Raw genomic sequence first — 13042 nt, 5'->3', positions numbered from 1 at the left:
CAACCATGGCTGGCAAGCCGAATTCAGGCAGAAACTTCAGTAACCAGTTTTGCCAGCTCTTCGGCGTAGCCGCGAACCTGTGTTTCGTCTTCGCCTTCGACCATGACACGCACCAACGGCTCCGTGCCGGACTTGCGCAACAGCACACGTCCACGGCCCGCCATGGCTTTGGTCACGCGCTCGCTGGCTTCTTTGACCGACGGATGATCCAGCGGGCTCGCACCACCACCGAAACGCACGTTGATCAACACCTGAGGACACTTGCGCAACGACTGACGGGCTTGAGCCAGTCCCTCGGAGCGCGTCTGCAACGCCATCAGCACCTGCAACGCTGCAATGATCGCATCACCGGTGGTGGTGTGATTGAAGCAAACGATATGACCCGAGTTCTCACCACCCACCAGCCAGTTGCGCTCCAGCAGATCCGCAATCACATAACGGTCACCGACGTTCGCACGCACAAATGGAATCGACAGATCCGCGAGGGCCAGTTCCAGCCCCAGGTTACTCATCAATGTCCCGACCACGCCACCTTTCAACAGGTCACGCTCATGCAGGTCGCGGGCAATGATAAACAAAAGCTCATCACCATCCACAACGGCGCCTGTGTGATCGACCATCAGAACCCGATCGCCATCGCCATCGAAAGCAATGCCCAGATCGGCGTGCTCGGCCAGCACGGCAGCCTGCAGCGGGCCCATATGGGTCGAACCGCAGTTGTCATTGATATTCAGGCCGTTCGGTTGCGCGGAAAGCACGACGACGTCGGCGCCCAGTTCGCGGAACACGCTCGGCGCCACCTTGTAGGTCGCACCGTGAGCGCAATCGATCACGATCTTCAGGCCCGAAAAGCTGGTGCCGGTCGGCACACTGCTCTTGCAGAATTCGATATAACGGCCCGAAGCGTCGTTGATTCGCGACACTTTGCCGATCTTGCTCGACTCAACAACGGTCATCGGGGTGTCGAGCAACTCTTCGATCATGTGCTCGACTTCATCCGGCAGCTTGGTGCCCTTTCCGGAGAAAAACTTGATGCCATTGTCATCGTGAGGATTGTGCGAAGCACTGATCACGATCCCGGCTTCGGCATGGAACGTACGCGTCAGATAAGCGATGGCCGGGGTCGGCATCGGGCCCAGGAGCATCACGTCGGCACCTGCCGAAGTCAGCCCGGCCTCGAGCGCCGATTCGAACATGTACCCGGAGATCCGGGTGTCCTTGCCCACCAGCACTTTACAGGCGCCCATTTTACGGAACGCCATGCCCGCCGCCCAACCGAGCTTGAGCATGAATTCAGGAGTAATCGGGTACACGCCGACCCGACCACGAATGCCGTCGGTGCCAAAGTATTTCTTAGTCATAAGTGCTCCATCATTCTTATTCGGCTGATTCCACTGCGGCGATCATCCGCACCACATCGACGGTTTCGGCCACATCATGGACGCGCAATATACGCGCCCCCTTGAATGAAGCCAGCGCCGCGAGTGCCAAACCACCATGCAGTCGCTCTCCGACCGGGCGATTCAAGGCCTGACCTATCATGCTCTTGCGCGAAACCCCAACCAACAGGGGGCGCCCGAAGATATGCAGGGCTTCCATATGTTTGAACAAACTTAGATTGTGCTGCAAGTTTTTGGCGAAGCCGAAACCCGGATCCAGGATGATCCGCTCAGCCGGGATTCCAACCAAAGCACACTGCGCCATGCGCTCGGCGAGAAACTCGCCCACCTCTTTGGTCACGTCCTGATAATGCGGGTTGTCCTGCATGTCGCCCGGCTCGCCGAGCATATGCATCAGACAGACCGGCAAACCAGTGTCCGCCGCCGCGTCCAGGGCGCCTTCACGGCGCAACGCGCGGACGTCATTGATCAAACCTGCCCCCAGCCGCGCGGTTTCGCGCATGACGGCTGGCGTGGAGGTATCGACCGAAATAATCACATCCAGCTCGCGATTGATGCGCTCAACGATCGGCGCTACGCGCTCCAGCTCTTCGAGGGGGGAAACCGCCCTGGCACCGGGCCGGGTCGACTCACCGCCGACATCAATCAGCGTCGCGCCAGCCAACACCATGGCCTCAGCGTGGCGCAAGGCCGCGTCGAGCTGGCTGTATTGGCCGCCATCGGAAAAGGAATCGGGGGTGACATTGAGAATGCCCATGACATGCGTCTGGGCCAAATCAAGAACCCGGTTGCCGCAAGGCAACCGGGTCGAGGACTGAACAGAAGTCATTTCAAACCTTAAACGTCAGCAGCCGGACCGCCGATCGGTGTTTCCGGACGCGGATCCTGCACTGCCGGAGGTGTTCCGGAAGTACCGGTGCCACCCGACCAGTCGCGAGGCTCACGAGGCGCACGGCCTGCCATGATGTCGTCAATCTGCTCAGCATCGATCGTTTCGTATTTCATCAGGGCATCAGCCATGGCGTCGAGCTTGTCGCGGTTATCCGTGAGGATCTGCTTGGCCGTACCGTAGCACTGGTCAATGATGCTTCGAACTTCGGAGTCGATCAACTTGGCTGTCTCACCAGAGAAACTTGCACTCTGACCACCGCCGCCACGACCGAGGAATACCTCGCCCTCGTCTTCGGCGTACATCAACGGACCGAGTTTTTCTGACAGGCCCCACTTAGTCACCATGTTTCGCGCAATCTGGCTGGCACGCATGATGTCGTTGGAGGCGCCGGTGGTCACACCATCGAAGCCCAGGGTCATTTCTTCAGCGATACGGCCGCCGTACAGCGAGCAGATTTGGCTGATCAACGCACGCTTGGACAGGCTGTAGCGATCTTCTTCCGGCAGGAACATGGTCACACCCAGCGCACGACCACGCGGGATGATGGAGACCTTATAAACCGGGTCATGCTCAGGCACGACGCGACCGACAATGGCATGGCCAGCTTCGTGATAAGCGGTGTTCTGCTTCTCTTTTTCGGACATGACCATGGATTTGCGCTCGGCGCCCATCATGATCTTGTCCTTGGCCAGTTCGAATTCTTTCATTTCGACGACACGCTTGCCGGTACGGGCAGCGAACAACGACGCTTCGTTCACCAGGTTGGCCAGGTCGGCACCCGAGAAACCAGGTGTACCACGAGCAATCACGGCCGGAGCAACATCGTCGCCCATTGGCACTTTGCGCATGTGGACCTTGAGAATCTGCTCACGACCGCGGATATCCGGCAGACCGACCACGACCTGACGGTCGAAACGGCCCGGGCGCAGCAACGCCGGGTCCAGTACGTCCGGACGGTTGGTTGCGGCGATGACGATGATGCCGTCATTCATTTCGAAGCCGTCCATCTCTACCAGCAACTGGTTGAGCGTCTGCTCGCGCTCATCGTGACCACCGCCCATGCCGGCGCCACGGTGGCGACCGACGGCGTCGATTTCATCGATGAAGATGATGCATGGCGCGTGCTTCTTGGCCTGCTCGAACATGTCACGAACACGGCTCGCACCGACGCCGACGAACATTTCAACGAAATCGGAACCGGAAATGGTAAAGAACGGCACTTTGGCTTCGCCGGCAATCGCCTTGGCCAGCAAGGTTTTACCGGTACCCGGAGGACCGACCATCAGCACGCCGCGGGGAATGCGACCGCCCAGGCGCTGGAACTTGCCCGGATCACGAAGGAATTCGACCAGTTCACCGACTTCTTCCTTGGCTTCGTCGCAACCGGCAACATCAGCCAGAGTAGTTTTCACCTGATCTTCGGAGAGCAGGCGTGCCTTGCTCTTGCCGAAGCTCATCGGCCCGCCCTTGCCTCCGGCGCCGCCCTGCATCTGCCGCATGAAGAACATGAACACGGCAATGATCACCAGGATCGGGAAGCTCGCGACCAGGAGCTGAGTCCAGATGCTTTGCTGTTCTGGCTGCTTGCCTTCAACGACCACGTGGTTATCCACGAGATCACCGATCAGACCGTTATCCTGGATAGCGGGACGGATGGTCTTGAAGCTGTCGCCATCGTTGCGCTTACCGGTAATCACATAGCCATCAACGGCTACGCGCTCGACCTTGCCATCCTTGACCTGCTGGATGAAGTCGGAATAGTTGAGGGTCTGCGGCTCGTTAGGGCTGGAGAAGTTGTTCATCACTGTCACCAGGACAGCCGCGATGATCAACCACAGGATCAGATTCTTTGCCATATCGTTCAATTAACTACCCTCTGAAGCAAGCTCCGCTAATGGCGCGCGCTTCGCATGATATTCACCGGCCTAACTTACTACATTACCTACGGCTCTGGCAGGCGCCGTCTGTAACCCTTTGTGAAACACTTTCTACACAGTATTCGCTAATGCTCGCGGGGCGAAATACGAAAATCCTATCGGCCCGCAAAAAAACCTCGATTTACTCACTACGGCCGCGGTAGCCCCAAGCCAGCATGTATTGCTCGCGGGAACTGCCACGGGAAGAGTCCGGCTTGATCATCTGGACCTTGTCGAATTTCTGACGAGCGTCCTTCACGTAAGCATCAAACCCTTCGCCCTGAAACACCTTGATCACGAAATTACCACCCGGCTTGAGTATCCGAGCCGCCAGATCAAGAGCCAGCTCACATAGAAACATGGCTTTTGGCATGTCCACCTCAGGCGTACCACTCATATTGGGGGCCATATCGGAAATCACAAGGTCCACCTGCGAATTACCCACGGCTTCGAGGATCTGAGCGAGCACTTCGTCTTGGGTGAAGTCACCCTGGATGAAAGTCACGTCCGGAATGCTGTCCATTTCCAGGATGTCCGAGGCGATCAGACGCCCCTGACCACCGATCAGCCGACTAGTGACCTGCGACCAGCCGCCGGGCGCCGCACCCAGGTCGACAACGCTCATACCCGGACGGATCAGCTTGTATTTCTCCTGGACCTCCAGAAGCTTGTAACTCGCACGCGAGCGGTAACCATCCTTCTGCGCCTGCTTCACATAGGGATCATTGACATGTCTTTTCAGCCAACCAAGGCTTGTCTTGGAACGCGCCATTGGGCACCTCGATGATAAGGGTCGTGATTAATTGGGCGGATCCACGAACCCTCGGGTAAAATGGCCGCCATTTTACAGAATCCAGACTAAAGGGTCAGATTATGCCGCTCACTCAAGAGCAGAAGAAACAGTACAAATCCATTGGCCACCATCTGAAACCAGTTTTGATTGTGGCTGACAACGGTTTGACTGAAGGTGTGTTAGCCGAACTTGAACGCGCTTTGGCGGATCACGAGCTGATCAAAATCAAGCTCAACATCCTCGATCGCGAATCGCGCCTGGCGTCCATTGCAGAACTCTGCAAGGTCGGCAAAGCGGATCTGGTTCAGGTCATCGGCAAGATGGCACTGATTTACCGCAAGAACTTCAGCGTCAACAAGCAGCTGTCGAACGTCCATCGCTTCAAATGATGGCAAGGGTCAAGGGTGTGCTTCGCGCACCCTGCCACTCCATCCAGGCACTGGCTGCAGTACCAGCACCAGCCCGGAAAAACCCAGAACCAGATAACTGAACACCTGCCAACGCACCGCATCCGGCCAGCCGACACGCACCGCGACATACATCGCGCACGCATACAGCGCCATCATCAGCAGTTGCCCACGAATATCGCGCCATAGACTGGCAAGGCCCTCGGCCTGAACCAGCACCAAAGCCTGAAAAATCACGCACGCTGCGGCGAATCCCACCATCAGCGAGTTCAGCATGCCTGCAATTTCGTCGATCAGCAGCGGCGCCAGGCCAATTTGGCCCAGCACCGGCAGCAGACCGATATGTAACAGCCACAGGCCGCCGACCCACAACATCTGAGTTGCCAAAGCATCGCGCCCGCACGAAGCGGGCGTCTGCGTTTAGATGTGACGAACTTCGACAATCTCGTACTCGATAACGCCACCAGGCGTTTTCACGGCGACGACATCACCCTCTTCCTTGGCAATCAAGGCGCGGGCCAATGGCGAACCTACCGAAATCTTGCCGAGTTTGAAGTCAGCCTCATCCTCACCCACGATGTGGTAAGTGACGCGCTCATCCGTCTCGACGTTGGCGATTTCAACAGTGGTGCCGAAAATCACTTTGCCGGTGTGAGGAATGGTCGTGACGTCGATGATGACCTGATTCTGAATCCGGCCTTCGATGTCACGGATCCGCGCCTCGACCATACCTTGCTGCTCGCGAGCAGCGTGGTACTCGGCGTTTTCCTTCAAGTCACCCAACTCGCGGGCCGTGCCGATGTCCTGGCTGAGCTTCGGACGGACGACCTTGGTCAGGTGAGCGTGTTCTTCTTCCAGGGCTTTCGCGCCCTGGACGGTCATTGGGTACTTGATCATGCCTTCAATCCTGCGTGTAGATCCTGCAAGCGGCGCACGGTCTTCTCGGGACCGAACTTCAGCGCTTCGCAGATGGCTTCGCCAGCAGCAATGGTGGTGGTGCAGTAGATTTTGTGCTGCAAGGCATTACGACGAATGGAGTACGAGTCAGCGATCGACTGGCGACCTTCAGTGGTGTTGATGATCAGGGTGACTTCGTCATTCTTGATCATGTCGACCACGTGAGGACGGCCTTCGGTCACCTTGTTAACACGACGCACTTTCAGGCCTGCGGCTTCGATCAGCTTGGCAGTACCGGCAGTGGCAACCACTTCGAAGCCCAAGTTGATCAGATCACGGGCCACGCCTGCAACCAGTGGCTTGTCGTCGTCACGCACGCTGATGAACGCAGTACCGCCGGTCGGCAGCACTTCGCTGGCGCCCATTTGAGCTTTGGCGAATGCTTCGCCGAAGGTGTCGCCCACGCCCATCACTTCACCGGTGGACTTCATCTCTGGGCCCAGGATTGGGTCCACGCCAGGGAATTTGGCGAACGGGAAGACCGCCTCTTTCACGCTGTAGAAGTTCGGAATGATTTCTTTGGTGAAGCCGATTTCTTTCAGGGTTTTACCGGCCATGACGCGTGCCGCGATCATTGCCAGGGAAACACCGATGCACTTGGACACGAACGGTACGGTACGGGAAGCGCGCGGGTTGACTTCGATGACGTAGATGTCTTCGCCTTGCAGCGCCAACTGAACGTTCATCAGGCCGACTACGCCCAGTTCCAGAGCCATTTTCTTGACCTGTTCGCGCATCTCGTCCTGGATGTGGGCAGGCAGCGAGTACGGCGGCAGGGAGCACGCGGAGTCACCGGAGTGAACGCCGGCCTGCTCGATGTGCTGCATGATCGCGCCGATCACCACGTCGGTGCCGTCGCAGACCGCATCCACGTCCATTTCGATGGCGCAGTTGAGGAAGTGGTCGAGCAGCACCGGGCTGTCGTTGGACACTTTCACCGCGTCACGCAGGTAGCGCTTGAGTTCTTCTTCTTCGTAAACGATTTCCATCGCACGACCGCCCAGTACGTAGGACGGACGCACCACCAGCGGGTAACCGATCTTGGCAGCGGCACGAATCGCTTCGTCTTCGCTACGCACGGTGGCGTTTGGCGGCTGACGCAGGTTCAGGCGCTCAACCATCTGCTGGAAACGCTCACGGTCTTCGGCACGGTCGATGGCGTCAGGGCTGGTGCCGATGATCGGCACACCGGCTTCTTCCAGAGCGCGAGCCAGTTTCAATGGAGTCTGGCCGCCGTACTGGACGATCACACCTTTCGGCTTCTCGACGCGGACGATTTCCAGTACGTCTTCCAGGGTTACTGGCTCGAAGTACAGGCGATCGGAGGTGTCGTAGTCGGTGGAAACGGTTTCCGGGTTGCAGTTGACCATGATGGTCTCGTAACCGTCATCGCGCAGGGCCAGTGCCGCGTGTACGCAGCAGTAGTCGAACTCGATGCCCTGGCCGATACGGTTTGGACCGCCGCCGAGGATCATGATCTTGTCGCGACCCGACGGTGCGGCTTCGCACTCTTCCTCGTACGTCGAGTAGAGGTAAGCGGTGTCGGTGGCGAACTCGGCTGCGCAGGTGTCAACGCGCTTGTAGACCGGGTAAACCTCGAGCTTGTGACGGTGACGACGCAGGGCCTTCTCGGTCACGCCCAGCAGCTTGGCCAGACGCATGTCGGAGAAGCCTTTGCGCTTGAGGCGGAACATCACGTCGCGGTCGATGCTGGCCAGACCCAGGGTCTTGACCTTCTCTTCTTCCTTGATCAGATCTTCGATCTGCACCAGGAACCACGGATCAATCATGTTCATGCCGAAGATGTCTTCGACCGACAGGCCGGCGCGGAAGGCGTCAGCCACGTACCAGATACGCTCGGCGCCCGGAACGGTCAGTTCGCGCTTGAGCACGCTCATGCTTTCCGGGTTGCTCAGATCAACCTTCTCGTCCAGACCGCAAACGCCCACTTCCAGGCCGCGCAGGGCTTTCTGCAGGGATTCCTGGAAGGTCCGGCCGATGGCCATGACTTCACCGACCGACTTCATTTGAGTGGTCAGGCGTGCGTCGGCCTTCGGGAATTTCTCGAAGGCAAAACGTGGCAGCTTGGTCACGACGTAGTCGATGGACGGCTCGAAGGACGCAGGAGTAGCGCCGCCGGTGATTTCGTTCGACAGTTCGTCGAGGGTGTAGCCGATCGCCAGCTTGGCAGCGATACGCGCAATCGGGAAACCAGTGGCTTTCGAGGCCAGTGCCGAAGAGCGGGAAACACGCGGGTTCATCTCGATCACGACCATGCGGCCAGTGTCCGGGCAGATGCCAAACTGAACGTTGGAGCCGCCGGTTTCCACGCCGATCTCACGCAGTACCGCCAATGAGGCGTTACGCATGATCTGGTATTCCTTGTCCGTCAGGGTCTGTGCTGGCGCAACAGTGATCGAGTCACCGGTGTGCACGCCCATCGGGTCAAAGTTTTCGATGGAGCAAACGATGATGCAGTTGTCCTTCTTATCGCGGACAACCTCCATCTCGTATTCTTTCCAACCGATCAGGGATTCGTCGATCAGCAGCTCTTTGGTTGGCGACAGGTCCAGACCACGGGCGCAGATTTCTTCGAATTCTTCACGGTTGTAAGCGATACCGCCACCGGTGCCGCCCATGGTGAAGGACGGACGGATGATGCACGGGAAGCCCAGACGCTCAAGAACCGCGTTGGCCTCTTCCATGCTGTGGGCGATACCCGAACGCGGGCAGTCCAGGCCAATGGATTTCATCGCCTTGTCGAAGCGCGAACGGTCTTCAGCCTTGTCGATGGTGTCAGCGTTGGCGCCGATCATCTCTACGCCGAACTTCTCCAGAACGCCTTCGCGCTCCAGGTCCAGTGCGCAGTTCAGAGCGGTCTGGCCACCCATGGTCGGCAGCAGCGCGTCCGGACGCTCTTTTTCGATGATCTTGGCAACGGTCTGCCACTTGATCGGCTCGATGTACGTGGCGTCGGCCATGTCCGGGTCGGTCATGATGGTCGCCGGGTTGGAGTTCACCAGGATGACGCGGTAACCCTCCTCGCGCAGGGCTTTGCAGGCCTGGGCGCCGGAGTAGTCGAATTCGCAGGCCTGGCCGATAACGATCGGGCCAGCGCCGAGAATCAGGATGCTTTTAATGTCTGTACGTTTTGGCATGGGTTTGTCACTCAAATCCGCAGGTCAGTCGGCAAGCCGTCTTGTTCAATCTTTGAAGCCTTGAGGGGGCCGCCGGTGTCGGGACCGCCCTCAAGCCTTGCACCATCAAGGCGAGCGATCAGCGTCGCTTGGCCATTTCGTTGATGAAGCGATCGAACAGTGGCGCTACGTCGTTCGGGCCAGGGCTGGCTTCCGGGTGACCCTGGAAGCTGAAGGCGCTCTTGTCGGTGCGCTCGATGCCTTGCAGTGTGCCGTCGAACAGCGATTTGTGAATCGCGCGAACGTTGGCTGGCAGGGTCGCTTCGTCTACCGCAAAACCGTGGTTCTGGCTGGTGATCATCACCACACCGCTGTCCAGATCCTGGACCGGGTGGTTGGCACCGTGGTGGCCGTGACCCATTTTCAGGGTCTTGGCGCCGGAGGCCAGGGCCAGCAGTTGGTGACCGAGGCAGATACCGAAGACCGGAATCTCGGTTTCCAGCACATCCTTGATCGCCTGGATCGCGTAGTCGCAAGGCTCCGGGTCGCCAGGGCCGTTGGACAGAAACACGCCGTCCGGTTTCATCGCCAGCACGTCAGCGGCAGGCGTTTGAGCCGGCACCACGGTGACGCGGCAACCGCGCTCGACCAGCATGCGCAGGATGTTCAGCTTGACGCCGTAGTCGTAGGCAACCACGTGGTACGGCAGCTCGGAGGCGTCGATGGTCGCATGGCTGTCGGTTTTCAAGTCCCAGACAGTCGAGCGCCATTCGTAGGTTTCTTTGGTGCTGACGACTTTCGCCAGGTCCATGCCTTTGAGGCCAGGGAAGCCTTGAGCCGCGGCGATGGCCGCTTCTTCGGAAATGTTGTCACCGGCCATGATGCAGCCGTTCTGCGCGCCTTTTTCACGCAGGATGCGCGTCAGGCGGCGGGTGTCGATACCGGCGATGGCCACAACGTTATTGGCTTTCAGGTAATCGGACAGGGACATCGTGTTACGCCAGTTGCTCGCAACCAGTGGCAGGTCACGGATAACCAGGCCAGCGGACCAGACGCGGTCGGACTCGGCGTCTTCCGGCGTGGTGCCGGTGTTGCCGATGTGCGGGTAAGTCAGGGTAACGATCTGTTGGGCGTAGGAAGGATCGGTAAGGATTTCCTGATAGCCGGTCATTGCGGTGTTAAACACCACCTCACCAACGGTTTGACCGTCGGCTCCAATGGCTTCGCCGCGAAAAATGCTGCCATCAGCAAGGGCGAGTATGGCTGGCTTAGTCAAGAAGACCTCCCGTAAATAAAGCCTGAAAGGGCGATCGCAGGTGTAAAAAAGCGGAGTGACGTATGGACACGTCACCCCGCTCATTCACTGAATTATTCTGCGCGCTTTTAGTGAACACACTAAAGCTGTAGCTTACAGAAAAAGGCATTTTTGGTCTACCGCCAATGAGCCCTAAAGGCTGGAGAATGCGACAGGACGTCGCTTGGCGTAATAAAACCGGGCCCCATCGCTGGGTTGGAACCCGGTTTCGGCTGCATCTTAACGCAGGTCGAGCACGTCTTGCATGTCGTAGAGGCCAGGCTCGCGACCGTCCAGCCACAACGCCGCACGCACCGCGCCCTTGGCGAAAGTCATGCGACTCGACGCCTTGTGCGTGATTTCGAGGCGCTCGCCCTCACAGGCAAACAATACCGTGTGATCACCGACCACATCACCGCCGCGAACAGTGGCAAAACCGATCGTTTCACGTTCACGCGCACCGGTGTGGCCTTCACGTCCGTAGACCGCGACCTTCTGCAGGTCACGATCCAGCGCGCTGGCAATCACCTCACCCATGCGCAAGGCCGTGCCCGAAGGCGCGTCGATCTTGTGCCGATGGTGAGCCTCGATGATCTCGATGTCCGCCTCATCACCCAGCACGCGAGCAGCCATGTCGAGCAGCTTCAGCGACAGGTTCACGCCGACACTGAAATTGGCCGCGAACACGATAGGAATGTCCTTGCCCGCCTCGACCAGCAATTGCTTCTGTGCAGCGTCCAGCCCGGTCGTGCCGATGACCATGGCCTTGCCTGCCTTACGGCAGAACGCCAGGTTTTTCAGCATGACTTCCGGGAGCGTGAAGTCGATCAACACATCGAATTCTTCTGCCACCGCTTCCACATGACTGGACAGCGGCACGCCGATACGCCCCAACGAAGCCAGCTCACCGGCATCCACACCAATCAGCGTGCTGCCAGGGCGTACGATGGCGGCTGTCAGACCGGTCAGCGGTGCGCGTTGCTGCACAGCTTCGACCAGGATTTTGCCCATGCGGCCAGCAGCGCCCATCACAGCTATACGTCGCATGCTCACTCCTTACAGATCGCCGAAGAAGCGCTTCACGCCTTCGAACCAACCGGTGGTTTTCGGTGAATGGCTGTTGTCGTCCGCCAGCGAGCTGCGGAATTCCTCCAGCAATTCGCGCTGACGACGACCCAGGTTGACCGGGGTTTCGACCGCCACACGGCACATCAGGTCACCGGCACCGCCACCACGCACCGGCGCAACGCCTTTGCCGCGCACACGGAATTGTTTGCCGGTCTGAGTCCCTTCAGGGATTTTCAGTTTGACCCGACCATCAAGAGTCGGAATCTCGAGCTCGCCACCCAGCGCCGCATCGACGAAGCTGATCGGCACTTCGCAGAACAAGTGCTTGCCATCGCGCTGGAAGATCGCGTGCTCGCGCACATTGATCACCACGTACAGGTCGCCAGTCGGACCGCCCTGAGCACCCGCCTCGCCTTCGCCGGACAGACGAATGCGGTCACCAGTGTCGACACCGGCCGGCACTTTCACGGAAAGGGTCTTGTACTCTTCAACGCGACCGTCACCGTTGCAGGAGCTGCACGGATCGGAAATGATCTTGCCCTGACCATGGCAGCGCGGGCAGGTCTGTTGCACCGAGAAGAAACCTTGCTGCATGCGGACTTGACCGATACCGCCGCACGTCGGGCAGGTGACCGGCGAGGAGCCTTTCTTGGCACCCGAGCCATCGCATGGCTTGCAGTTGACCAGTGTCGGAACGCGGATGTTAACGGTGGTACCGCGCACCGCCTCTTCCAGATTCAGCTCCAGGGTATAACGCAAGTCGCTGCCGCGCTGGGCACCGCCACGAGCACCGCCGCGACCGCCACCGAAGAAGTCACTGAAGACATCGCCAAAGATGTCGGAGAAGTTCTGACCGCCAAACCCGGCACCGCCGCCACCCATGCTTGGGTCGACACCGGCATGACCATACTGGTCGTACGCCGCGCGCTTGCTGGAATCGGACAGCACTTCGTAGGCCTCGTTGGCCTCTTTGAACATCTCTTCCGACGCTTTGTCATCGGGATTACGGTCCGGGTGGTGCTTCATCGCCAGGCGACGGTAGGCCTTTTTCAGGTCCGCTTCGCTCGAGCCACGCTCAACACCCAATACTTCGTAATAGTCACGCTTTGCCATAAGTCTTTGCACTCTTAAGGACGTTCGGCAAACCTCTCCTGAGCCTCGCCAAACTCGCTGAGCCC

Annotated in this window: 11 protein-coding genes; 1 reads left to right on the top strand and 10 read right to left on the bottom strand. The window is 58.8% G+C overall.

Going from position 1 to position 13042, the window contains the following annotated elements; genetic code table 11:
• Positions 1 to 23: 23 nt before the first annotated feature.
• The 4 genes from glmM to rlmE form a co-directional block, all read right to left on the bottom strand.
• On the bottom strand, positions 24 to 1361 hold the full coding sequence (glmM, locus tag KJF94_RS00420; protein WP_214380590.1) for a phosphoglucosamine mutase: 1338 nt from the start codon (positions 1359 to 1361) through the stop codon (positions 24 to 26).
• Positions 1362 to 1377: 16 nt separating this feature from the next.
• Positions 1378 to 2229, bottom strand: coding sequence for a dihydropteroate synthase (gene folP, locus KJF94_RS00415; RefSeq protein ID WP_214380589.1), 852 nt, complete (start codon positions 2227 to 2229; stop codon positions 1378 to 1380).
• Positions 2230 to 2237: 8 nt separating this feature from the next.
• The gene (gene ftsH / locus KJF94_RS00410; protein WP_214380588.1) at positions 2238 to 4148 is read right to left on the bottom strand and encodes an ATP-dependent zinc metalloprotease FtsH; all 1911 of its coding nucleotides are present in this window, start codon (positions 4146 to 4148) and stop codon (positions 2238 to 2240) included.
• Between the two features lie 202 nt (positions 4149 to 4350).
• Positions 4351 to 4980 carry a 23S rRNA (uridine(2552)-2'-O)-methyltransferase RlmE gene (gene rlmE, locus KJF94_RS00405; RefSeq protein ID WP_007900501.1) on the bottom strand — a complete coding sequence of 210 codons (630 nt, stop codon included), beginning with the start codon at positions 4978 to 4980 and terminating at the stop codon, positions 4351 to 4353.
• Between the two features lie 101 nt (positions 4981 to 5081).
• Here rlmE and KJF94_RS00400 point away from each other — a divergent pair, with 101 nt between their 5' ends.
• On the top strand, positions 5082 to 5390 hold the full coding sequence (locus tag KJF94_RS00400) for a YhbY family RNA-binding protein (protein WP_007942889.1): 309 nt from the start codon (positions 5082 to 5084) through the stop codon (positions 5388 to 5390).
• A gap of 9 nt (positions 5391 to 5399) precedes the next feature.
• Here KJF94_RS00400 and KJF94_RS00395 read toward each other — a convergent pair whose 3' ends face one another.
• The 6 genes from KJF94_RS00395 to dnaJ all read right to left on the bottom strand — a co-directional run bounded on the left by KJF94_RS00395 (position 5400) and on the right by dnaJ (position 12977).
• Positions 5400 to 5783, bottom strand: a complete 384-nt coding sequence (locus KJF94_RS00395; protein ID WP_214384671.1) for an MFS transporter — start codon at positions 5781 to 5783, stop codon at positions 5400 to 5402.
• A gap of 45 nt (positions 5784 to 5828) precedes the next feature.
• On the bottom strand, positions 5829 to 6305 hold the full coding sequence (gene greA / locus KJF94_RS00390) for a transcription elongation factor GreA (protein ID WP_150633542.1): 477 nt from the start codon (positions 6303 to 6305) through the stop codon (positions 5829 to 5831).
• Positions 6302 to 9523 carry a carbamoyl-phosphate synthase large subunit gene (gene carB / locus KJF94_RS00385; RefSeq protein WP_214380587.1) on the bottom strand — a complete coding sequence of 1074 codons (3222 nt, stop codon included), beginning with the start codon at positions 9521 to 9523 and terminating at the stop codon, positions 6302 to 6304. The genes greA and carB overlap by 4 nt, the downstream gene beginning before the upstream one ends.
• Positions 9524 to 9641: 118 nt before the next feature.
• Positions 9642 to 10778 carry a glutamine-hydrolyzing carbamoyl-phosphate synthase small subunit gene (carA, locus tag KJF94_RS00380; RefSeq protein WP_214380586.1) on the bottom strand — a complete coding sequence of 379 codons (1137 nt, stop codon included), beginning with the start codon at positions 10776 to 10778 and terminating at the stop codon, positions 9642 to 9644.
• Positions 10779 to 11036: 258 nt separating this feature from the next.
• On the bottom strand, positions 11037 to 11843 hold the full coding sequence (gene dapB / locus KJF94_RS00375) for a 4-hydroxy-tetrahydrodipicolinate reductase (RefSeq protein WP_214380585.1): 807 nt from the start codon (positions 11841 to 11843) through the stop codon (positions 11037 to 11039).
• A gap of 9 nt (positions 11844 to 11852) precedes the next feature.
• Positions 11853 to 12977 carry a molecular chaperone DnaJ gene (dnaJ, locus tag KJF94_RS00370; RefSeq protein WP_214380584.1) on the bottom strand — a complete coding sequence of 375 codons (1125 nt, stop codon included), beginning with the start codon at positions 12975 to 12977 and terminating at the stop codon, positions 11853 to 11855.
• Positions 12978 to 13042 lie beyond the last annotated feature (65 nt).

The organism is Pseudomonas hormoni (assembly GCF_018502625.1).
Lineage (GTDB): Bacteria > Pseudomonadota > Gammaproteobacteria > Pseudomonadales > Pseudomonadaceae > Aquipseudomonas > Aquipseudomonas hormoni.
This window is presented reverse-complemented; position numbering and strand designations above follow the sequence as displayed.

Bases quoted from the DNA above. Each gene is read 5' to 3' on its own strand.
- glmM (WP_214380590.1), bottom strand. From the start codon at position 1,361: ATGACTAAGAAATACTTTGGCACCGACGGCATTCGTGGTCGGGTCGGC.
- folP (WP_214380589.1), bottom strand. From the start codon at position 2,229: ATGACTTCTGTTCAGTCCTCGACCCGGTTGCCTTGCGGCAACCGGGTT.
- ftsH (WP_214380588.1), bottom strand. From the start codon at position 4,148: ATGGCAAAGAATCTGATCCTGTGGTTGATCATCGCGGCTGTCCTGGTG.
- rlmE (WP_007900501.1), bottom strand. From the start codon at position 4,980: ATGGCGCGTTCCAAGACAAGCCTTGGTTGGCTGAAAAGACATGTCAAT.
- KJF94_RS00400 (WP_007942889.1), top strand. From the start codon at position 5,082: ATGCCGCTCACTCAAGAGCAGAAGAAACAGTACAAATCCATTGGCCAC.
- KJF94_RS00395 (WP_214384671.1), bottom strand. From the start codon at position 5,783: ATGTTGTGGGTCGGCGGCCTGTGGCTGTTACATATCGGTCTGCTGCCG.
- greA (WP_150633542.1), bottom strand. From the start codon at position 6,305: ATGATCAAGTACCCAATGACCGTCCAGGGCGCGAAAGCCCTGGAAGAA.
- carB (WP_214380587.1), bottom strand. From the start codon at position 9,523: ATGCCAAAACGTACAGACATTAAAAGCATCCTGATTCTCGGCGCTGGC.
- dapB (WP_214380585.1), bottom strand. From the start codon at position 11,843: ATGCGACGTATAGCTGTGATGGGCGCTGCTGGCCGCATGGGCAAAATC.
- dnaJ (WP_214380584.1), bottom strand. From the start codon at position 12,977: ATGGCAAAGCGTGACTATTACGAAGTATTGGGTGTTGAGCGTGGCTCG.